This window comes from Zoogloea sp., from assembly GCF_023150065.1.
In the GTDB taxonomy this organism is placed as follows: Bacteria; Pseudomonadota; Gammaproteobacteria; order Burkholderiales; family Rhodocyclaceae; genus Zoogloea.
Genome location: NZ_JAKLLN010000001.1, coordinates 141,298 through 162,779 on the forward strand (window position 1 = coordinate 141,298; position 21,482 = coordinate 162,779).

19 protein-coding genes are annotated in these 21,482 nt (G+C 59.8%); 14 read left to right on the forward strand and 5 right to left on the reverse strand.

What is annotated here, in order from left to right:
• Positions 1 to 92 precede the first annotated feature (92 nt).
• On the forward strand, positions 93 to 542 hold the full coding sequence (locus L6Q67_RS00655; protein ID WP_296563689.1) for an AP2 domain-containing protein: 450 nt from the start codon (positions 93 to 95) through the stop codon (positions 540 to 542).
• A gap of 12 nt (positions 543 to 554) precedes the next feature.
• Here L6Q67_RS00655 and L6Q67_RS00660 read toward each other — a convergent pair whose 3' ends face one another.
• The 3 genes from L6Q67_RS00660 to hrcA are packed head-to-tail and all read right to left on the reverse strand — an operon-like array spanning position 555 to position 3,076.
• On the reverse strand, positions 555 to 899 hold the full coding sequence (locus L6Q67_RS00660; RefSeq protein ID WP_296563691.1) for a phage holin family protein: 345 nt from the start codon (positions 897 to 899) through the stop codon (positions 555 to 557).
• Positions 900 to 933: 34 nt separating this feature from the next.
• Complete coding sequence (gene hemH, locus L6Q67_RS00665; RefSeq protein ID WP_296563694.1) at positions 934 to 2,031, reverse strand: ferrochelatase; 1,098 nt, start codon at positions 2,029 to 2,031, stop codon at positions 934 to 936.
• A 13-nt stretch (positions 2,032 to 2,044) separates the two neighbouring features.
• Entirely contained in the window at positions 2,045 to 3,076 is a 1,032-nt protein-coding gene (gene hrcA / locus L6Q67_RS00670; protein WP_296563696.1) for a heat-inducible transcriptional repressor HrcA, read from the reverse strand.
• Positions 3,077 to 3,208: 132 nt separating this feature from the next.
• Here hrcA and L6Q67_RS00675 point away from each other — a divergent pair, with 132 nt between their 5' ends.
• Both L6Q67_RS00675 and recN read left to right on the forward strand, forming a co-directional pair.
• Positions 3,209 to 4,093: an NAD kinase gene (locus L6Q67_RS00675; protein WP_296563699.1), complete on the forward strand. Its 885-nt coding sequence runs from the start codon at positions 3,209 to 3,211 to the stop codon at positions 4,091 to 4,093.
• 33 nt (positions 4,094 to 4,126) lie between these two features.
• Positions 4,127 to 5,788 (forward strand): DNA repair protein RecN, encoded by a 1,662-nt coding sequence (recN, locus tag L6Q67_RS00680; RefSeq protein ID WP_296563702.1) that lies wholly within the window; start codon positions 4,127 to 4,129, stop codon positions 5,786 to 5,788.
• Between the two features lie 70 nt (positions 5,789 to 5,858).
• On the opposite strand, the gene fur is transcribed toward recN, so the two are convergent.
• On the reverse strand, positions 5,859 to 6,296 hold the full coding sequence (fur, locus tag L6Q67_RS00685) for a ferric iron uptake transcriptional regulator (protein ID WP_296563705.1): 438 nt from the start codon (positions 6,294 to 6,296) through the stop codon (positions 5,859 to 5,861).
• Positions 6,297 to 6,418: 122 nt separating this feature from the next.
• Between fur and L6Q67_RS00690 the strand changes: the two genes are divergently transcribed.
• From L6Q67_RS00690 to L6Q67_RS00720, 7 genes are all read left to right on the forward strand, one after another.
• On the forward strand, positions 6,419 to 6,763 hold the full coding sequence (locus L6Q67_RS00690) for an outer membrane protein assembly factor BamE (protein WP_296563707.1): 345 nt from the start codon (positions 6,419 to 6,421) through the stop codon (positions 6,761 to 6,763).
• A 58-nt stretch (positions 6,764 to 6,821) separates the two neighbouring features.
• Positions 6,822 to 7,628: a 4-hydroxy-tetrahydrodipicolinate reductase gene (gene dapB / locus L6Q67_RS00695; RefSeq protein ID WP_296563710.1), complete on the forward strand. Its 807-nt coding sequence runs from the start codon at positions 6,822 to 6,824 to the stop codon at positions 7,626 to 7,628.
• A 159-nt stretch (positions 7,629 to 7,787) separates the two neighbouring features.
• Positions 7,788 to 10,361, forward strand: coding sequence for a response regulator (locus tag L6Q67_RS00700; RefSeq protein ID WP_296563713.1), 2,574 nt, complete (start codon positions 7,788 to 7,790; stop codon positions 10,359 to 10,361).
• A 133-nt stretch (positions 10,362 to 10,494) separates the two neighbouring features.
• On the forward strand, positions 10,495 to 11,676 hold the full coding sequence (carA, locus tag L6Q67_RS00705; RefSeq protein WP_367171613.1) for a glutamine-hydrolyzing carbamoyl-phosphate synthase small subunit: 1,182 nt from the start codon (positions 10,495 to 10,497) through the stop codon (positions 11,674 to 11,676).
• Positions 11,677 to 11,747: 71 nt separating this feature from the next.
• Entirely contained in the window at positions 11,748 to 14,972 is a 3,225-nt protein-coding gene (gene carB, locus L6Q67_RS00710; RefSeq protein ID WP_296563716.1) for a carbamoyl-phosphate synthase large subunit, read from the forward strand.
• Complete coding sequence (gene greA, locus L6Q67_RS00715; protein WP_296563719.1) at positions 14,969 to 15,445, forward strand: transcription elongation factor GreA; 477 nt, start codon at positions 14,969 to 14,971, stop codon at positions 15,443 to 15,445. The genes carB and greA overlap by 4 nt, the downstream gene beginning before the upstream one ends.
• 10 nt (positions 15,446 to 15,455) lie before the next feature.
• Positions 15,456 to 15,917 carry a DUF4149 domain-containing protein gene (locus L6Q67_RS00720; RefSeq protein ID WP_296563722.1) on the forward strand — a complete coding sequence of 154 codons (462 nt, stop codon included), beginning with the start codon at positions 15,456 to 15,458 and terminating at the stop codon, positions 15,915 to 15,917.
• Between the two features lie 10 nt (positions 15,918 to 15,927).
• Here L6Q67_RS00720 and L6Q67_RS00725 read toward each other — a convergent pair whose 3' ends face one another.
• Positions 15,928 to 16,377, reverse strand: a complete 450-nt coding sequence (locus L6Q67_RS00725; RefSeq protein WP_296563725.1) for a YhbY family RNA-binding protein — start codon at positions 16,375 to 16,377, stop codon at positions 15,928 to 15,930.
• Between the two features lie 38 nt (positions 16,378 to 16,415).
• Here L6Q67_RS00725 and L6Q67_RS00730 point away from each other — a divergent pair, with 38 nt between their 5' ends.
• The 4 genes from L6Q67_RS00730 to glmM all read left to right on the forward strand — a co-directional run bounded on the left by L6Q67_RS00730 (position 16,416) and on the right by glmM (position 21,449).
• The gene (locus L6Q67_RS00730; protein ID WP_296563728.1) at positions 16,416 to 17,036 is read left to right on the forward strand and encodes an RlmE family RNA methyltransferase; all 621 of its coding nucleotides are present in this window, start codon (positions 16,416 to 16,418) and stop codon (positions 17,034 to 17,036) included.
• A gap of 118 nt (positions 17,037 to 17,154) precedes the next feature.
• On the forward strand, positions 17,155 to 19,047 hold the full coding sequence (gene ftsH, locus L6Q67_RS00735; RefSeq protein WP_296563730.1) for an ATP-dependent zinc metalloprotease FtsH: 1,893 nt from the start codon (positions 17,155 to 17,157) through the stop codon (positions 19,045 to 19,047).
• A gap of 212 nt (positions 19,048 to 19,259) precedes the next feature.
• The gene (gene folP / locus L6Q67_RS00740) at positions 19,260 to 20,051 is read left to right on the forward strand and encodes a dihydropteroate synthase (protein ID WP_367171614.1); all 792 of its coding nucleotides are present in this window, start codon (positions 19,260 to 19,262) and stop codon (positions 20,049 to 20,051) included.
• A gap of 39 nt (positions 20,052 to 20,090) precedes the next feature.
• Complete coding sequence (glmM, locus tag L6Q67_RS00745) at positions 20,091 to 21,449, forward strand: phosphoglucosamine mutase (protein ID WP_296563736.1); 1,359 nt, start codon at positions 20,091 to 20,093, stop codon at positions 21,447 to 21,449.
• Positions 21,450 to 21,482 lie beyond the last annotated feature (33 nt).

Consider the following 21,482-nt stretch of genomic DNA (forward strand, 5'->3'; position numbering starts at 1 on the left):
GCGGATCGGACAGGAGGTGGCTTGTGAGCCGAGGCAGCACTTATGGAATCAGCCGTGTCGACAACGAGACCAGCCGGACTCACGGATGGCTCGTGACCATCCAGCGTCGTGGCGTGATCTATCGCAAGCACTTCAGCGACGGTGTGTTCGGCGGGAAGCAGCGCTCCTTTGTTGCCGCCAAGGAGTATCGGGACCAGATCATCGCCGAGCATCCGCCCTTGTCGATGCAGGAGTATTCCAACATCGTCAAGAAGAACAATCGCTCGGGCGTTGTGGGCGTATGCCGTTATTGTGCCTCTGAGACCCGCGATCTGCCCGAGGAAAAACAGCGCTGGTTCTGGGTGGCCTCATGGCCCTTGCCGGACGGACGGCGCAAGCGGGTCAAGTTTTCGGTAAAGAAATACGGCGAAGACGGGGCCTTCAGGATGGCCATGGATGCGCGTTCTGCAGCTTTGGGCAAGCTTGTCGGAGCATTCGATCCGGGGGCTGTCCGGCGCAGAACCCCCCGCCGCCGCAGCGCGCAGGTAATGGCCGGCAGTTGAGATTCCCTTCGGTCAGTCCTTGTCGCTCAGGGCGAGGCTGACCATCCAGGTGAGAACACTGTAGAGCAAGGCGCCCCAGAACGCGGTCCAGAAGTCTGGCACCACGAAGCCTTTCACCAAGCCTGACACCGACCAGAACATCAAGGCATTGATCACCAGGGTGAACAGACCGAGGGTCAGAATGGTGATGGGCAGGGTGATCAGGATCAGAAGCGGCCGGATGATGGCATTCACAAATCCCAGGAGCAGGGCGCTCAGGAGCGCTGCGGTGTAGCTCTCGACGGTGATGCTTGTTAGCACCTCGGGGATCAGCATCAATGCCACGGCATTGAGTATCCAGCGAATGATGAGTCTCATGGGGGCCGCCTCCTGCTTGGGCTTTCGTGAGTTGTCAGTTTTCGGCTCCGAGCGTGCACGCCCGGGTACGTTGCAGTGCCAGCGTGCCTGCGTCGGGGTGAGGATCCGTCAGCCAGTTTCCCAGGTGGGTCAGTGAGAGCGCCATCAGTGCCTTGATCCAGTCGTCGCTTTCATTCAGGCAGGGAATGTACCCGAAGCGCTCGCCACCGGCGTGAAGGAAGGCCTCACGGCATTCCATGTTGATCTCTTCCAGGGTCTCCAGGCAGTCCGAGACAAAGCCGGGGCACATCACATCCACGGATCGGATGCCCTGACTTGCCAAGGCCTCCAGGCTTGGCTGCGTGTAGGGCTGTAGCCACTCGGCCTTGCCGAAGCGCGACTGGAAGCTCACCAGCATGCGTTCTGCAGGCAGTTGCAGGGCTTCGCTGAGCAGGCGGGCGGTCTTGTAGCATTCACAGTGATAGGGGTCGCCGAGGTCAAGGGCGCGGCGCGGTATGCCATGGAAGCTCAGAATCAGCTTTTCGGCCTGGCCGTTGCGTTGCCAATGTGCCCGTACCGTGGCGGCCAGGGCCTGGATATATCCCGTGTCGTCGCCGAAGCTGCGGACGTATCGGACTTCCGGGAGGTTCCGCCAGTGCCGCAGGCAGTCGGCCACTTCGTCGATGACGGTTGCTGTGGTGCTCGCCGCAAACTGGGGGTAGAGCGGTAGTACGAGGATTCGCGTACAGCCTGCAGTGCGCATTTCGTCCAGGCGGCTGCGGATCGACGGAGCTCCGTAGCGCATGGCCCAACTGATCATCAGGTCACGGTGCCCTGCGTTGGTCAGAAATCCCGCCAGCAGTTTGGCCTGCTTTTCAGTGTGGGCCTTGAGGGGCGAGCCTTCATCCGTCCACACGCTGGCATATTTTTGGGCCGATTTGGCCGGGCGTGTGCGCAGGATGATGCCATGGAGAATCGGCCACCAGATCAGTCGGGGGATCTCGACGACGCGGGGGTCGGAGAGAAACTGCGCGAGATACGGGCGGAGGGCCGCCGCTGTCGGGGCGGAAGGAGTGCCGAGATTGACCAGCAGTACACCTGTCCTGGGCGGCGTGCCGTGGACGTACGCTGGCTCCTGCCAGAATCGGGTCATTGAGAAGGACTTTCTAATTGTTCTGGCCCGAGAGGGCGCTGGTCAGGAGTCGGGCGGTGACGTCGACGATGGGGATAACCCGCTCATACGCCATGCGGGTCGGACCGATGACGCCAACTGAGCCGACCACCTGACCGTCGACCTGGTAGGGCGCGGTGACAACGCTGCAATCGTCCAGAGGGCTGAGGCCGCTTTCACCCCCGATGAAGATCTGTACACCCTTGGCCCGATTGGAAATGTCCATCAACTGCATCAGACCGGTTTTCTGTTCGAACAGTTTGAACAGCTCCCGCAGGCGCGCCATGTTGGAGGAAAGGTCCTCCGCATCCAGGAGATTGGTCTCTCCGGTGATGACGTAGGTGCTCCGGGTTTCCTCAAGGGCTTCGCTGCCCGCTTCGACGGCCGCACTCATGAGTTCGGTCATGTCGGAGCGCAGTTGCTTGAGTTCGTCCTGGATCCGGGCGCGTATCTCTTCAAAGGCCAGCCCGGCGAAATGCTGGTTCAGATAGTTGGCGGCACTGACCAGCTCAGAGGGCGAATACGGGCGCTTGGTGAACAGGATCCGGTTCTGCACGTCTCCGGTTGTGGTGACCAGAATCAGCAGGACACGGGTGTCCGAAAGGCTGACGAACTCGATCTGGCGGATCTTGATGGCATCCTGCTTGGGAGAAATGACGACCCCGGCGAAGTGTGTCAGCCCCGAAAGCATCTGGGAGGCCGCATTGATGACTCGCTGGGGTTCCCCCGGCTGAATGTGTCCCTTGATTTCCTGAAGCTGGCCGATGCCGAGGGGCTGGACGGTGAGCAGGCTGTCAACGAAGAAACGGTAGCCTCGCGCCGTGGGAATCCGCCCCGCCGACGTGTGAGGGCTGGCGATGAAGCCCAGTTCCTCAAGGTCGGACATGACGTTGCGCACGGTGGCGGGGGACAGTTTGAGTCCGGAGTGCCGTGAGAGCGCCCGCGAACCCACCGGTTGTCCGTCGGTGATGTAATGCTCGACAAGGGTCTTGAGCAGGACTTGCGAGCGTTGATCGAGGCTGGTCATGGTCATGGGTTCTTGAAGACGCCCCGATTCTAAGGAAGGGCGACGGTCGTGAGAAGCACCGTTAGCAGGCGGGTCCGGAGTTTTGCCGCGGCGTGCTGCGGTGCCGAGGAAGAATGTGGTTTAATCAAATCCATGACCTGCGAGTTCAAGACAATAGCGCTGATAGGCAAATATCAGAGCCCGGAAGTGGCGGAAGCAGTCCTTCGCCTGGCCAGTTATCTGAGGGGCCTCGGGCTCAGTGTTCTGATTGAACAGGGTACCGCAAGTTCCACCGGTTTGACGGCCGGCTTCACCGTGGCCAGCTATGAGGAAATCGGTGATCGTGCTGATCTGGCAGTCGTTCTGGGGGGCGATGGTTCCTTGCTCAACAGTGCGTGTCGGCTGGCTGAGTACAACGTGCCTCTGGTTGGGGTCAATCAGGGGCGCTTGGGCTTCCTGACCGATATTTCCCGTGAGGTTGCCCTCGAGAAGGTCGGTGAGATCCTCGAGGGGCGCTTCACCGAGGAAAGCCGGGTGTTGCTGGACGCAGAAATCCTGCGTAATGGCCAGCGGGTGTTTCATACCGTTGCCCTCAACGACGTTGTCGTCAATAAGGGCGATCTGGGGCGGATGATCGAGTTTGATCTGCGGATCGATGGCGAGTTTGTCTACACCCAGCGCTCCGATGGAATGATCATCTCGACACCGACCGGCTCCACGGCCTACGCCCTGTCGGCAAACGGGCCCATCCTTCATCCGAGCGTTGATGGGATAGCTTTGGTGCCCATGTGTCCGCACACGCTGACGGCGCGGCCCATCACCTTGCCTGATCGTTGCCAGATCGAGATCGTCCTGCTGCCACCCCACGATTCACGGGTCCATTTTGACGGGCAGACCCGTTACGATACCCGGGCTGGTGATTCCGTCCGGATCACACGCTCGCCCCACAGGGTGCGTCTCCTTCATCCAGTCGGTTACAGCTATTTTGCGATGCTGCGCGAGAAGCTGCACTGGAGCTCGACACCTCGCCACAGCTGATTTTCTCGTCCTCTTTCCGCTCGTCCTCCTTCCATGCTGCGCCATCTCACCATTCGTGACTTCGTCATCGTCGACCAGCTCGAGCTGGATTTTGGTGCCGGTTTCGGGGCGCTGACCGGTGAAACGGGCGCTGGCAAGTCCATTCTGCTTGATGCGCTCGGGCTCGCCCTCGGGGCCAAGGCCGAGGCGGGTGTCGTGCGAACCGGTTGCCTGAAGGCGGAGATCGTCGCCGAATTCGATGTGCCGGCCAGTGGCCCCTTGCAGCGCTGGCTGCAGGACGAAGCCCTGAGTGGGGACGACGATGTGGTGTTGCTGCGCAGGGTTGTCGAAAGCAGCGGTAGATCCAAGGCCTGGCTCAATGGCACGCCGGTGGTGTTGAGTCAGTTGCGCGCGGTGGGGGAGTTGCTGGCTGATATTCATGGTCAGCACGCCCACCATGCCCTTCTGCGTGGCGATGCCCAGCTCGCCCTTGTGGATGCCCATGGGAGCTTGCAGGCCCTGGCCCGGGAGGTCTCTGAGCGCTATCGCGGCTGGTCGGCCCTCCGTCGTGCGCGCGAACTGGCGGAGGAGGATGCGTCTTCGTCGGAGCGCGAGCGCGAGTTACTCGGCTGGCAGGTCAGCGAGCTTGGCGAACTGGCTTTTGATCCCGATGATTGGCGTGCGCTGAACCAGGAACAGGCCCGTCTGGCCCACGCAGCAAGTTTGATTGAGGGTGGTGCCGAAGTGCTTGAGGGGCTCGCCGAGGGGGAGTATGCGGTAGGCCCCCAGCTGGACCGGCTGCTGGGCCGTGTTGCCGAGATGGCTGCGCACGATGCTCAGCTGGCCGATGTGCAGGAGCTGCTGGGTAGTGCCAGCATCCAGCTCGACGAGGCCATCCATGCGATGCGCCGCTACCGGGATCGACTGGATCTGGATCCCCAGCGTCTCGGCGAAATCGATCAGCGCATTCAAGCCATCACCGGAATGGCGCGCAAGTACCGGGTGGCCCCGGAAGGCCTGCCGGACGTTATGGCGGAGAGCGTCAGCCGCCTTGAACGCCTGACGCGTCAGTCTGATCCGGTGGCGCTGGCTCGTGACGAGGCGTTGGCTCGCCAGGCTTACATGACACCGGCGCAGGCTTTGTCTGAAGCGCGCCGCAAGGTGGCTGCCGAGTTGTCGGCAGCGGTCACGGAGGCCATGCAGTCCCTGGCCATGTCGGGAGCACGCTTTGAAATTGCCCTCCGGGCGGTGGAAGAAGGGGCGGCGAGCGGCCTGGAGAGTGTCGAGTTCCTGGTGACGGCGAATGCCAGTCAGCCCTTGCGCTCGATGGCCAAGGTGGCTTCGGGGGGCGAACTTTCACGCATCGGTCTGGCCATTCAGGTGATCACCAGTCGCAATGCTGCAACGCCGACCCTTATCTTCGACGAGGTGGATGTAGGGATCGGGGGGCGGGTGGCCGAGATCGTTGGCCGCCTGTTGCGGCAGTTGGGTGTTGATCGCCAGGTCCTGTGCGTCACCCACCTCCCTCAGGTGGCGGCCCAGGCAGACTGGCAGTGGAATATTTCCAAGGAAACCCGGGGGGGTGAAACTCTTTCCCGGATGCGACTGCTTGATGCGTCTGGCCGGATCGAGGAAATCGCGCGCATGCTGGGAGGGGTCAATATCACCGATACGACCCGCCGGCATGCTGCGGAGATGCTTGCCCTGGAAGCCTGAGGGCTCGGGCTGCCGGCTGTGTCAGAGGGCTACATGGCGGCAGGCTTGCAACCCCGCCGCGACGTGGCTTTCAGTTGTTGCCGGGCTTGTTTGGGCAGGCGGCCTTCTGGCAGTCAGCGTACAGATAGAGGGCGTGCTCCTTGACGGCGAACCCTCTTTCGGCTGCGATACGGTTCTGGCGTTCTTCGATCTCCGGATCAAAAAACTCCTCGACCTTGCCGCATTGCAGGCATACCAGATGGTCGTGGTGGTGACCTTCGTTGAGCTCGAAAACCGCTTTACCAGACTCGAAGTAGTGACGTTCAAGCAGGCCTGCCTGCTCGAATTGGGTGAGAACCCGATAGACGGTGGCCAGACCGATATCCATGTCTTCGCTGATCAGGAGGCGATACACGTCTTCTGCAGTGAGATGGCGGTTTTCTGCCTTCTGGAAAAGGTCAAGGATCTTGAGACGCGGGAAGGTCGCCTTGAGGCCGATGCTTTTGAGGTTCTGAGAATTGTTGGACATGGAGGCCCCGAAGAACTGAAGAGGCCGGCCAGAAGCCTGGCCGGCCCCGTATGATATAGTTTCCGACCTTCGTTGAGAATGCGGCTTCCAAGCCGACGCTCGCCCCCGCTTTCCGAGACGCCATGCGCACACTGCTTTCTTCCGCACTTCTGATCGCGGCCCTTGCGGGTTGCTCGTCCACCTCCGATTTTCTGCGGCCCTACCGGATTGATGTCCGCCAGGGAAATTTCGTGTCTCAGGAGATGGTGGCTCAACTCAAGCCCGGCATGAGTCGTGATCAGGTGCGTTTCGTTCTTGGTGCCCCGTTGCTGGTGGATGTCTTCCACAGTGATCGCTGGGACTATGTCTATCGTTTCCAGCCGGGCAAGGGAAAGCTTCAGGAGCGGCGACTGACCGTGATCTTCGAGGACGGAAAGCTTGCCCGGCTTGACGGCGACGTACGTGCCGATGAGGCCGGGGCCCAGTGATTGACTGTCGGGTCGCCCATGTCCGGCTGGCCCATTACCGTTTTACTCCGGGAAGAAAATGAACAAAATTCGTATCGCGATCGCCGGCGCGTCCGGGCGCATGGGCCGTATGTTGATCGAAACCACGCTCAAGGCCGAGGACGCTGTGCTGGTGGCAGCCTTCGAGCGGCCGGAGAGCATTTTCATCGGTCGCGATGCGGGCGAGTTTGGCGGTGTGCAGTGCGGCGTTCCGATCACCAGCGATGTGGCTGAAGGGCTGGCCCGCGCCGATTGCCTGATCGACTTCACCCGTCCGGAAGCGACGCTTCAGCACCTGGCGGTGGCCAGGGCGGCCGGCTGTGGCATGGTCATCGGCACGACCGGGTTTTCGGCGGAGGGCAAGGCCACCATTGCCGATGCGGCGCGCGACATTCCGGTGGTTTTTGCCCCCAACATGGCGGTGGGTGTGAATGCGGTGTTCAAGCTTCTCGATATGGCGGCGCGGATCCTCAACGAGGACTACGACGTGGAGGTCATCGAGGCGCATCATCGCCTGAAGGTGGATGCGCCTTCGGGCACCGCCCTGCGCATGGGGGAAGTGGTGGCCAAGGCGCTCGGGCGGGATCTGGACGACTGCGCCATCTATGGTCGCGAAGGGGTAACCGGCGAGCGGGATGCACAGACGATCGGTTTCGCCACCGTGCGCGGGGGAGATATCGTCGGTGATCACACGGTTCTTTTTGCCGGTATCGGTGAACGGATCGAGATTACCCACAAGTCTGCCAGCCGCATGCCCTATGCCACCGGTAGTTTGCGCGCAGCACGTTTCCTGGCGGCTCACACCTCGGGCTTGTTCGATATGCAGGATGTGCTCGGTCTGAAGTAGCCAAGGCCCGCATGGGCTGCTCAAGGTGGGGAGGGAAGGTGCCGTTATAGGCGGTATTCCCGGGTAGGCGTGTCGGCTGGTCTGGCGCGCCTTCTTTCATTTCTTACCGTGCCTTCATGATGCCTGGCGGACCACGTGAATCGTCCTGAGTTGGAATCCATGACCGCTGATGCCGATCTCGGGCGTGCCTTGAGAGCCTATCTGCTGGAGCAGGCTGCAGCTGGCGGGCTTGTCGGGGGGCGTAATGCGAGTCTCGCGTCGACCGCTGAACTGATGGCGCAGGTGCGAGGTCTGGTGACGGCACGTGAGCGCGCAGAACGTACTGCCGCAGAAACGGGGAAGCGCCTGGAGCTGGCGCTGCAGAATACGGACGGTGGGTTGTGGGACTGGGATCTTGTCGGCGGCGGGATCGTTCTGGATGATTCATGGCGACGGGCCCTCGGTTACGAGGAGTCCGAATGTTCGAGCGATTTTTCTTCGTGGTTGCCGCTTCTTCATCCGGACGATCTGGCGATCACCCGCCATCAGCTGATAACGCATCTCCGGGGTGAGCTGGACTCTTTTGAAACCCAGTTTCGGGTGGCGCCCAAGGCCGGAGGCTGGCGCTGGATGCTGGTTCGCGGGAGGGCTTCCGGTCGGGGAGCGGACGGGCGCTGGACGCGGATGGTCGGCACCTACTGGGACGTTACCCAGGCCAAGTGTGCAGAGCTGGAGCTGTTGCACGCCAAGGAGCAGGCAGAAGCGGCGAATCGTGCCAAGAGTGATTTTCTGGCCAACATGAGCCACGAGATCCGTACCCCGATGAACGGAATCATCGGGATGACCGAGTTGGTGCTGGATACGCAGCTGGACGAGGAGCAGCGGGAATATCTGAACACGGTCAAGAGTTCTGCTGATTCCCTGCTCCGGATCATCAACGACGTGCTCGATTTTTCGAAGATTGAGGCCGGGCATCTCAGCCTGGAGAGAGTGGAGTTTTCGCTTCCGGATCTCCTTGGCGATACGATGAAGTCCTTGGCCCTGCGTTCGTATCAGAAGGGGGTCGAGTGCTTCTATTCGGTTGCCCAGAACGTTCCGGCTGTCTTGCTGGGGGATCCGACCCGTCTGCGCCAGGTGTTGACCAACCTCGTCGGTAACGCCATCAAATTTACAGAGCTTGGTGAGGTGGAGGTGTCGGTCGGCGGCCGTGAGGCGGAGGGGGGAGAATTTGTCCTCGAGTTCTCGGTGCGGGATTCTGGGGTGGGTATCCCGGAAGATAAGCACGAGGCCGTTTTCGGTGCGTTCTCCCAGGCTGATGAATCCACGACCCGGAAGTACGGCGGGACGGGTCTTGGCCTGGCGATTTGCAGGCGGATCGTTGAGCTCATGGGTGGGGCCATCACCTTGAGTAGTCGTCCCGGAGAGGGAAGTACTTTCCGCTTCTCGGTGCATGTGGGCGTTGGCCTGGCGCGAAGGAGCGAGTTGCCGGCTTTCGGTGCCCGCCGAGCCTTGTTGGGCGTCCGCAATTCAGCCTTGCGTCGTAGCGTGGGAGCCCAGTTGCGCTCCCTGGGGCTGGATGTGCGTGAGGCTGACAGCGGCGAGGCGGTGGAAGAGATGCTGGCTGTGGCGAGCAAGCTCAATACGCCATTCGACTGGGTTCTCATGGAGACCGCGATGCCTGCGCCTGGTGGCTATGCGCTGGCAGAGAAGCTGTTTCAGGGATGGCCGCGCCTGGACCGCCTCATCATGATGCTTGATGCCAACACGCAGCGTGGAGACTCGGTGAAGTGTGAGCGCCTCAAGGTCGGTGCGCGCCTGATCAAACCTTTCTCCCGTAGCGATCTGGTTGACGCCCTCGGCTTGACGCTCCATGGTTCGACTGCCGAGGAGGAGCGTTTCCTGGCCTTCGAGGCGGAGCAGACCTTTGCCTGCACTCCGCCGCAGTCCCGTTCAAATCAGCGTCTCAAGATCCTGCTGGTCGAGGACAATCCGGTCAATCAGACCGTTGCGGTGAAGATGCTCGAGAAGGTGGGGCATACGATCATCGTTGCCGCCAATGGTCAGGAGGCGCTTGATTGCTTCGACAAGGAGCGTTTCGACCTGATCCTGATGGATGTGCAGATGCCGGTGATGGGTGGGCTGGAGGCCACTCAGGCGATACGGGCTCGTGAGGCGCGACGAAGCTGGGCTGCAGGAGGGAAGTGGCAGTCGACACCGATTGTGGCGATGACCGCCCATGCGATGCAGGGCGACAGGGATCGTTGCCTGATGGCGGGCATGGACGATTACATCGCCAAACCGATCAAGCCCGTGGAGCTGCATGGGGTGATAGACCGGGTGATGGGAGATCTGGACGATGCGCCTCAGGTGGGTGGCGGCCGGGTTGCGAGCTGTATCGATGTGGGGGCGGATTCCGCGATTGCCGATATTGGCGCGACCCGCGAGTTGCTTGATGGTGATGAGGCCGCCCTGCAGCAACTTATCAGTCTCTTCTTCAGCGATCTGGAGCGCAATCGAAAGGCGCTTGAGCTCGCCCAGCGCACTTCTGACTTCGCGACGATCCGTAGTCTGGCGCACTCCATTAAGGGGTCGGCTGGGGTGTTCAATGCCGCCGGTACCGTAGCCTCAGCCCAGCGGCTCGAGAATGCGGGCAAGGAGCAGGACGGTGCGGCGGTTCGTCGTGAGTTGCCTGAACTGCTCAATGAGCTCGGAAATCTTGCAGGCGTGCTGCGTCGGGCGCGTGGGGGACGGTGAGCTTGTCAGCGCCTTGTCAGTTTTCCTACAGTCGGATTTGCCCGAAATCGTGTCGCGGGCTATAATTAGAAAGTTTCTCAGCGGGATGGCCGGTCAAGGCTGATCCCGTTTTTCATGTGTAGCCTGGCTGCCCATGTCTGTCGTCCAATCACAAGATTTCGAGGAGTTCACCGTGTCAGCTTTCCCGCCCGCCATTCTTGCTCTTGCCGACGGGACGGTGTTTTACGGTAAAGGCATCGGGGCGATAGGGATGACAACCGGTGAGGTGGTGTTCAACACCTCGATGTCCGGTTATCAGGAAATCCTCACCGACCCCAGCTACTGTCGTCAGATCGTTACGCTCACCTATCCGCATATCGGCAACACCGGTATCAATCGGGAAGATTGTGAGGCCGACAAGGTCTACGCGGCGGGCCTGGTCATTCGCGATCTGCCCATGCTGGCGTCCAACTGGCGCTGCGAGCAGACGCTGGATGCTTACCTCAAGTCCGAGAACATCGTCGCCATTGCTGGTATCGACACCCGCAAACTGACCCGCATCCTTCGCGAGAAGGGGGCCCAGAGCGGCTGTATCGTTACTGCAGCAAACGCTGCCGAACTTAACGTCGAGGCAGCGCTTGCCCAGGCACGATCGTTTCCGGGGCTCGCCGGCATGGATCTGGCCAAGGTGGTTTCGTCCACGGCTGCCTACCCTTGGACGGAAGGCGAGTGGCAGCTCGACAAGGGCTATGTGCCCCAGCAGAGGGCACGCTTCCATGTGGTGGCCTTTGACTACGGTGTCAAGCGCAACATCCTGCGCATGCTTGCGGAGCGTGGGTGTCGCCTTACCGTTGTGCCGGCACAGACGTCCGCTGCCGAGGTGCTGGCGCTCAATCCGGATGGTGTTTTCCTGTCCAATGGCCCTGGTGATCCCGAGCCCTGTGATTACGCTATCGAGGCAATCCGCGCGATTCTCGCCAAGGGTGTCCCGACTTTCGGCATCTGTCTGGGGCATCAGCTCCTGGCTCTCGCGTCTGGCGCCAAAACCATGAAGATGAAGTTCGGCCATCACGGAGCCAATCATCCGGTCAAGGATCTCGATTCCGGTCAGGTCCTGATTACCAGCCAGAACCATGGTTTTGCCGTCGATGCGGCAAGCTTGCCGGCCAATCTCCGGGCAACCCACGTTTCCCTCTTCGATGGCAGCCTGCAGGGCTTGGCCCGGACCGACGTTCCGGCCTTCTGCTTCCAGGGTCATCCTGAGGCGAGCCCCGGTCCCCACGATGTGGCCTACCTGTTCGATCGATTCATTTCGCTGATGGAGGCGAGGGGCTGAAGCCGATAGCTGTGAGGGCACCCGTCGAGGTGCCACCCCTGAACCGTCAGCTTTCCAGTCTCTGAAGAACCATGCCCAAACGTACAGATATCAAGACCATTCTCATCATCGGCGCCGGCCCGATCATCATCGGCCAGGCCTGTGAATTCGACTACTCCGGCGCCCAGGCCTGCAAGGCCCTGCGCGAGGAGGGTTACAAGGTTGTGCTGGTGAACTCCAATCCGGCGACCATCATGACCGATCCGGGTACGGCGGATGTCACCTATATCGAGCCCATCACCTGGCAGGTGGTCGAGCGGATCATCGAGAAGGAGCGTCCGGACGCGGTGCTGCCGACCATGGGTGGTCAGACGGCCCTCAACTGTGCCCTCGATCTCGCCAAGCATGGCGTGCTCGCCAAGTACGGCGTGGAGCTGATTGGTGCCAAGGAAGAGGCCATCGACAAGGCCGAAGACCGCATGAAGTTCAAGGATGCGATGACCAAGATCGGTCTTGGTTCGGCGCGTTCCGGCGTTGCACATACCCTTGATGAAGCGCATCAGGTTCAGGCCGAGATCGGCTTTCCGGTCATCATCCGTCCGTCCTTCACGCTGGGTGGAACGGGGGGCGGTATTGCCTATAACCCCGAAGAGTTTGTCGAGATCTGCAAGCGCGGTCTTGAGGCCAGCCCGACCAACGAGCTCCTGATCGAGGAGTCGCTGATCGGCTGGAAGGAATACGAGATGGAGGTTGTCCGCGACACGGCCGACAACTGCATCATCGTATGTTCCATCGAGAACCTTGATCCCATGGGCGTGCACACCGGTGACTCGATTACTGTCGCGCCTGCCCAGACCCTGACCGACAAGGAATACCAGATTCTCCGTAATGCCTCGATCGCCGTGTTGCGCGAGATTGGCGTGGATACGGGTGGTTCGAACGTGCAGTTTGCGATCAATCCGAAGGATGGTCGCATGATCGTCATCGAGATGAATCCCCGTGTGTCCCGTTCGTCGGCGCTGGCATCGAAGGCTACAGGCTTCCCGATTGCCAAGATCGCGGCCAAGCTGGCAGTGGGCTTCACCCTTGACGAGCTCAAGAATGACATCACTGGCGGCGCGACGCCGGCCTCCTTTGAGCCGTCGATCGACTACGTGGTCACCAAGATCCCCCGTTTTGCCTTTGAGAAGTTTCCGCAGGCCAATGACCGCCTGACCACCCAGATGAAGTCCGTGGGTGAAGTCATGGCCATGGGGCGTACCTTCCAGGAGTCTTTCCAGAAGGCGTTGCGTGGACTCGAAACTGGCGCCTACGGCCTGGATGAAGTCGAAGCGGATCAAGATGATCTCGAGCGCGAGCTCGGCGATCCGGGCGCCCAGCGCATCTGGTATGTGGGGCAGGCTTTCCGTGAAGGCATGAGTCTGGACCAGGTTCATGCCCTGACCCGTATCGACCCCTGGTTCCTGATCCAGATCGAGGACATCGTCAAAACCGAGAAGTCCCTCACCGGCCGGTCCCTCAAGGGCATCTCTGCGGCAGAACTGCGGGAGCTCAAGCGCAAGGGCTTTGCCGATCGTCGGCTGGCCAAGCTGCTGAGTACCGACGAGACCTCGGTCCGTCTGCACCGTCATGCGGCAGGTGTTCGGCCGGTGTTCAAGCGTGTGGATACCTGCGCAGCCGAGTTTGCCACTTCTACCGCCTATCTCTATTCCTCTTACGAGGATGAGTGCGAGGCGCTGCCGACCGGCAACAAGAAGATCATGGTGCTGGGTGGCGGTCCGAACCGGATCGGTCAAGGCATCGAGTTTGACTATTGTTGTGTCCATGCGGCACTTGCCCTGCGTGAAGACGGCTTCGAGACCATCATGGTCAACTGCAACCCCGAGACCGTTTCCACCGACTATGACACCTCCGATCGCCTGTACTTCGAGCCGCTGACGCTGGAGGACATCCTCGAGATCGTTGCCGTGGAGAAGCCCGTCGGAGTGATCGTCCAGTTTGGTGGGCAGACTCCGCTGAAGAGGGCTCGGGAGCTGGAAGCGAACGGTGTGCCCATCATCGGCACCAGCCCGGACATGATTGATGCTGCCGAAGACCGTGAGCGTTTCCAGAAGCTGCTGTTTGAACTGGGTCTGAAGCAGCCCCCCAACCGTACTGCACGTACGCCGGAAGACGCCGTTCGACTGGCTGCCGAAATCGGCTATCCGCTGGTTGTGCGCCCCAGCTACGTGCTCGGTGGGCGGGCAATGGAAATTGTCCACGAACAGAAAGATCTTGAGCGCTACATGCGCGAAGCCGTCAAGGTTTCCAATGATTCGCCTGTTCTTCTCGATCGATTCCTCAACGATGCCACCGAGGTGGACGTCGATGCGCTGTCGGACGGCAAGCGCGTGATGATCGGCGGGATCATGGAGCACATTGAGCAGGCCGGCGTGCACTCCGGTGACTCGGCCTGTTCGCTGCCCCCCTACACATTGTCACCGAAGCTGCAGGATGAGCTGCGTCGTCAGACTGAGGCAATGGCTCGTGCCCTCAACGTCTGTGGCCTCATGAATGTCCAGTTTGCCATTCAGGGTGATGGCGACGACGCCGTGGTTTATGTGCTCGAGGTCAATCCCCGGGCCTCGCGAACTGTGCCCTTCGTATCCAAGGCGTGCAGTCTGCCGCTGGCGAAGATCGCTGCCCGATGCATGGCTGGCCGCAGCCTGGATGACCAGGGTGTCGTTGGCGAAGTCGTGCCTCCTTACTACTCGGTCAAGGAAGCCGTCTTCCCCTTCGTCAAATTCCCCGGTGTCGATACGATCCTCGGGCCTGAAATGAAGTCTACGGGCGAAGTGATGGGCGTTGGCCGGACTTTTGCCGAGGCCTTCGTCAAGAGCCAGCTCGGTGCCGGCGTCCGTCTCCCGACTTCGGGCAAGGCCTTCATCAGCGTCAAGCATGCGGATCGTCCGAAGGCCATCGAGGTTGCCCGCGAACTGGTCGAGCTCGGATTTTCCGTTGTTGCGACACGGGGTACTGCTAGCGCCATCGCTGCTGCGGGCCTGCCGGTTTCGGCGGTGAACAAGGTCAATGAAGGGCGCCCCCACGTTGTCGACATGATCAAGAACAACGAGATCAGTCTGGTTATCAACACCGTTGAAGAGAAGCGGCAGGCCGTGACGGACTCTCGCTCCATCCGTACCAGCGCCCTGGCAGCAAAGGTTACTGTCTATACGACCATCGAAGGCGCACGTGCAGCCTGTATGGGCATGCGCCATCTCTCGGGTCTCGAGGCCTATTCGCTGCAGGATCTTCATGGCGAGCTGGTGAAGGCATGAGCAAGGTTCCACTTACTGTCGCCGGTGCGGAAAAGCTGAAGCAGGAGCTCCATCGCCTGAAGACCGTGGAGCGTCCCAATGTGATCGCCGCGATTGCTGAGGCCCGCTCCCACGGCGATCTCTCTGAAAACGCCGAATATGATGCAGCCAAGGAGCGCCAAGGCTTCATCGAGGGGCGTATCCGGGAGGTCGAGGGCAAGCTGTCCAACGGTCAGATCATTGACCCCAAGCTGCTTGATGCCGATGGTCGCTGTGTGTTCGGAGCGACCGTCGAGCTTGAGGATCTGGATACCGGTGATACGGTGACCTACCAGATCGTTGGTGATGACGAGGCGGATATCAAGGACGGGAAGATTGCGATCAGCTCGCCGATCGCCCGTGCCCTGATCGGGAAGTTTGCAGGTGATGTTGCCGAGGTGCAGGCGCCGGGTGGGGTGCGCGAGCTGGAATTGATCGACGTTCGTTACGTTTGATTTCTGTCAGATGCATCGTTTTGCCGAACATCTTTACTCTGTTTTTATAACGCTGTGGGTTGGCGCCCTTTGGGCGATCGGCTATCTCGCCGCACCCATCCTGTTTCGCGTCCTCGGAGACCGGGCGCTTGCAGGGCGGGTCGCGGGTGAGATGTTTGCCTATCTGGGGTGGCTGGGAATGGCCATGGCGGCGTATCTGCTGGTCTTTCTTGCTTTGCGAAAGAACGGCGCAGCTTTCAGGAGCAGCGTGTTCTGGCTGGTCCTGCTCATGCTGTTATTGACCGTAGCAGGGCAGTTTGGTGTGCAGCCGATTCTTGCTCAGCTCAAGGCTGATTCTCTCCCGCGTGAAGTGATGGAAAGCGCCCTGCGTGACCGTTTTATGGTTTGGCATGGCGTTTCCAGCGTGGTCTACCTGATTCAGAGCGTACTTGGCCTCCTGCTCGTCGTCCTTCAGGGGCGCGGACTGCGCTGAACTGCGTAGGTCAGCGATCCGAGCCGCGGGGGGTCTTGGGCGGAGCCGGAAACCAGCGAGGCTTTTTGTCCGCGGCCTTGTTCAGCGAGGAAATACCGCGGCGAGCAGACAGCAGCTTGGCAGATTTGGCTTTTGCAGCAGCTCGCTTGGGTTTCTCGGACGGAGCACTGGTGGTGTTTGACTCGGTTTGAGCTTTTTCCCGCCAGACGATGAGTGTTTTCCCGATGTGCTGAACCGAGGCTGCCCCAAGTTCGCTGCATACCGTTGTCAGAATCTGCTCGCGCTGCGCACGATCCTCACCATAAACCCTGATCTTGATGAGTTCGTGGGACTGGAGTGCGTTGTCGATTTCCTTGAGCACGGCAGGCGTAAGACCATTGCCGGCCACGCTCACCACGGGGTGCAGATGGTGGGCTTGCGCACGAAACGCTCGCCGCTGTGTGGGCGTGAGTTCAATCATTTTACAACTCTTTGAAAAAAGGGCGTTATTGTACCGCGATGAAGCGTACCAAGACCAGCAAATCCTGGATGACGGAGCATGTCAATGATCCCTTCGTTCAACGTGCAAAAGCCGAGGGTTTCCGTGCCCGTGCCGCTTACAAGCTCATGGAGATTGACGACAGGGATCGGTTGATCCGCCCGGGTATGGTTGTTGTCGATCTGGGGGCGGCGCCCGGCTCCTGGAGTCAGGTGGCGGTCTCGCGGGTAGGGGCGGCGGGGCAGGTTTTTGCGCTCGACCTGCTACCGATGGAGCCCATCAAAGGTGTGGCGTTCATGCAAGGGGATTTTCACGACGAAGCCTTCGTCGTCGAGTTTGAAACCCTGCTTGGAGGCCGGTCGGTGGACCTTGTAATGTCGGATATCGCCCCCAATATCTCGGGTATTCCGACCAGCGATCAGGCCCGTTCGATCTATCTTGCGGAGCTCGCCCTGGATTTTGCCTGTCAGCATCTGTCCTCAACAGGTAAGTTTGTGGTCAAGGTGTTTCAAGGTCAGGGTTTTGACGAGTTTCGCAAAGCCATGGAGGCCGTTTTCAAGTCTGTGCTAGTCCGCAAGCCTCAGGCCTCGAGAGGGCGCAGTTCCGAGGTCTATCTGATCGGTGCTGGGTTGAAGGGGTAGGTCGGGTAGTGCTGTCGATCGGCTTTCTCTATGGCGATCATAATTTGATCCAGCGAACGATCAGACATAGAATCAGTCCACTAGGCTGTGGCCCCTGTCGGGCCTTCAAGGAATCGTTTTGAACAATCTATTCAAGAATCTCGCGATCTGGCTTGTGATCGGCGTCGTACTGATGACCGTTTTCAACCAGTTCAACAACCGCCAGGCAGCACAGAACTCCGTAGAGTATTCGCAGTTCATGGAGGACGCGAAGCAGGGGAAGATCGCCAAGGCGATTGTGGATGGGCGTACGGTACGAGCGACCACGCAGGATGGCCGTCAGGTTACTGTTTACACACCGGGTGTGCAGGATATCTGGATGGTTGGCGACCTGATGCGTTACGGCGTGAAGGTGACTGCAGCCAAGCCTGAGGAGGAACAGTCCTTCCTCATGAATATTTTCGTCTCCTGGTTTCCGATGATCCTGCTGATTGGCGTGTGGGTGTTCTTCATGCGTCAGATGCAGGGAGGCGGGCGTGGTGGTGCGTTCTCTTTCGGAAAGTCCAAGGCAAAGATGCTTGACGAGTCCGCCAACACCGTCACCTTCGCAGACGTAGCCGGCTGTGACGAAGCCAAGGAGGAGGTAGGAGAGCTCGTCGAGTTCCTGCGGGACCCATCCAAATTCCAGAAGCTTGGTGGGCACATTCCCAAGGGAGTGCTCATGGTTGGCTCTCCTGGTACCGGTAAGACTTTGCTGGCCAAAGCCATCGCTGGCGAAGCGAAGGTGCCGTTCTTCTCGATTTCGGGCTCTGACTTCGTCGAGATGTTTGTCGGCGTTGGGGCGGCGCGTGTCCGGGATATGTTCGAGCAGGCGAAGAAGCAGGCGCCTTGCATCATTTTTATCGATGAAATCGATGCTGTCGGTCGGCAGCGAGGTGCTGGTCTTGGCGGTGGAAATGATGAGCGGGAGCAGACGCTCAATCAGCTGCTCGTTGAAATGGACGGGTTTGAAGGAGTTTCCGGGGTTATCGTGATCGCGGCCACCAACCGGCCTGATGTGCTTGATCCTGCTCTGTTGCGCCCCGGGCGTTTCGATCGGCAGGTGGTCGTGCCTCTGCCGGACATTCGTGGGAGAGAGCAGATCCTGCGTGTGCACATGCGCAAGGTGCCGATTGCTCCTGATGTCGACGCGATGATTCTCGCGCGTGGCTGTCCGGGGTTCGCCGGTGCGGATCTGGCCAATCTGGTCAACGAAGCAGCCTTGTTTGCAGCGCGTGGCAACAAGCGTCTGGTGGATATGGATGATTTCGAACGGGCCAAGGACAAGATCATGATGGGTGCGGAGCGGCGCTCGATGGTCATGCCCGAGGAAGAGCGTCGTAACACGGCCTACCATGAGTCCGGTCACGCGGTTGTGGCCAAATGTCTGAGCAAGACAGACCCCGTGCACAAGGTGACCATCATCCCTCGCGGCAGGGCGCTGGGTGTGACGATGCAGTTGCCGGAGCAGGACCGATATAGCCAGGATAGGGAGCGCCTGCTTCAAACGATTGCGGTTCTTTTTGGAGGGCGGATCGCTGAAGAGGTGTTCATGAATCAGATGACTACCGGGGCTTCGAATGACTTCCAGCGCGCTACGGATCTGGCTCGGAGAATGGTGACCCAGTGGGGGATGTCTGACAACCTGGGGCCGATGGTCTATGGCGAGGAAGAGGGGGAGGTGTTTTTGGGGCGGTCCGTTACGACTCACAAGAACATGTCCGAAGCAACGCTCCAAAAGGTTGATGCGGAAATTCGTCGTATCCTTGACCAGCAGTACGCGCTCGCTCGACGCCTCCTTGAAGATAACCGGGACAAGGTTGAGGCGATGACTGCAGCGCTGCTCGAACTCGAGACGATTGACTCGGATCAGATCAACGACATCATGGCAGGAAAGGCTCCTCGGCCTCCAAAACCGTCGTCGATAGCTCCGAGACGCTCGGGTGATGATACGCCAGGGGCGGAGCCAACTGCGACGGCTCCCGCAGCCTGATGTTTTAATCGATATTTTAAGGCCGGTCCTTGTGACCGGCCTTTCTTCGTTTTTCGGCCGAGTTATCCCTGAATTCCATTCTTGCTGGTTTGGCTTGAGGTTTTGGGTGGAGAGGGGGTGCTCGGATTGCTATATATACATTTCGAGTTTCGACGATGCTTCCTATGTTGAGCTGTGGCCGGTTTCGCCTGGATCTTTCCGTGCCACGAATAATGGCGATCATTAACGTTACGCCAGACTCATTTTCTGGAGACGGATGCGCTAGCCTTGGTGCCGCCATGCGGGCGGCTGAATCCTTGATCTCCGAAGGGGCTGAGATACTGGATATTGGAGGTGAGTCTTCCAGGCCTGGGGCTCAGACTGTCGGAGTGCAGGAGGAAATCGATCGAGTTGTGCCCGTGGTTGAGGCGCTTGCCCAATTTGGGGTGCCGTTGTCGGTTGATACGGTCAAGCCTGCCGTGATGCGTGAGTCGATCAAGGTCGGTGCGGATATCATCAACGACATCGCTGCGTTTCGAGCGGACGGGGCGGTTGATGTTGTCAAGAACTCCGCGGCAGCCTTGTGTGTCATGCACATGAAGGGTGTGCCGGAGACAATGCAGCTCTCGCCTCGCTACACCAGCGTCCTCGCTGAAGTGGAGAGTTTTTTGGTGGATCGGTTGCAGTCGCTGATTGGAGCAGGGATATCTGCTGACCGGATACTCGTAGATCCCGGGTTTGGTTTTGGCAAGACTGTCGAGCACAACTTTTCTCTTCTCAAGGGGTTGCGTCAACTTGATGTGCTCGGCTACCCAGTACTCGTCGGGATGTCGAGGAAGTCCATGCTCGGTTCAGTTACGGGGCGGGATGTTGCTGATCGTGTCGTAGCAGGGGCCCTTGCCGCCATGCTGGCAATTCAGAACGGCGCACGGATCGTTCGGACCCATGATGTTGCTGCCACACGTGATGCAGTCCGCATCTGGTTGGCGCTTGAGGCTGCGGACGGTGAGGCGTCTCCGGAATAATTATGTGCTCGATATATCTTGGGCTTCAGTGAGGGAAACATGTCTCGACGGTACTTTGGAACAGATGGTGTGCGCGGTTGTGTCGGCGAAGCGCCCATTACGCCAGATTTCTGTTTGCGTCTTGGGTACGCGGCAGGTAAGACTCTCGTCGCCCATGAGCGTCTGCGGGTAGGTGAGCATCCGGCGGTGATCATCGGCAAGGACACCCGGATTTCTGGTTACATGCTTGAGTCAACGCTCGAAGCAGGTTTTTCCGCTGCAGGGGTGGATGTCTATCTGGCTGGGCCTTTGCCGACGCCTGCCATTGCTTATCTGACACGCGCGTTACGTCTGCAGGCGGGTGTTGTCATTTCTGCTTCACATAATCCTTTTCAGGATAATGGGATTAAATTTTTCTCTGCCCGGGGTACAAAACTTCCTGATTCCGTCGAGTTGGAGATCGAGGGGCGTCTCGATGAGCCGATGGGGTGTGAGGCTTCGGCGAGTCTTGGGAAGGCACAGCGCATTGACGATGCACGGGGGCGCTACGTTGAGTTCTGCAAGAGTTCCTTTCCCAACGAGCTCGATCTGCGGGGGCTGAAGATTGCTCTCGATTGTGCGAACGGAGCGGCCTACATGGTTGCTCCGAAGGTGTTTCACGAGCTCGGAGCCGAGTTGGTACTCGTTGGTGTCGAACCTAACGGATTGAATATCAACGAGAAGGTTGGGGCGACATCTCCCCAGTCTCTCCGGACGGCAGTGCTTGAAAGTGGTGCAGATCTGGGGATCGCCCTTGATGGCGACGGTGATCGCATCGTGATGGTCGACGCTGATGGTGAGATCTACGATGGCGACAAGTTGTTGTACGTCATCGCCAAGGCCGCCAGTCTCGCTGGAAAGGCGAATGGCGTTGTGGGTACCCTGATGAGCAATCTTGGGTTTGAGCATGCCGTTGCCCGACTCGGGCTGCCGTTTGCTCGGGCTAAGGTCGGCGATCGCTATGTGCTTGAACTGATGCACGAAAAGGGTTGGTCGCTAGGTGGTGAGAACTCGGGGCACATTATTTGCCTGGATTGTCACACCACCGGTGATGGAATCATCGCCGGTCTTCAGGTTTTGGCGGCCCTGCGCGAGCACGGTGCGACACTGAAGGAAATGTGCCAGGACTTGGTGTTTTATCCTCAGAAGCTTGTCAATGTGCCTGTGAAGCCAGGCTTTGATTGGTCGTCGAGCTCGTCGATCAAGACGGCGGTTGATAAGGCAACGCAGGAACTCGATGGGCAGGGGCGGGTGCTGCTGCGTCCTTCGGGCACGGAACCTCTGCTTCGGGTGATGGTTGAGGGCGTTGGTGAAGATCGCGTCAGTCGGATCGCGCATGGGCTTGCAGAAGTGGTTCGGGCGGCTGTTGCCGCGTCGTGATCAGGGCATTCTCAAGCCGCATGTCGGGCGTTT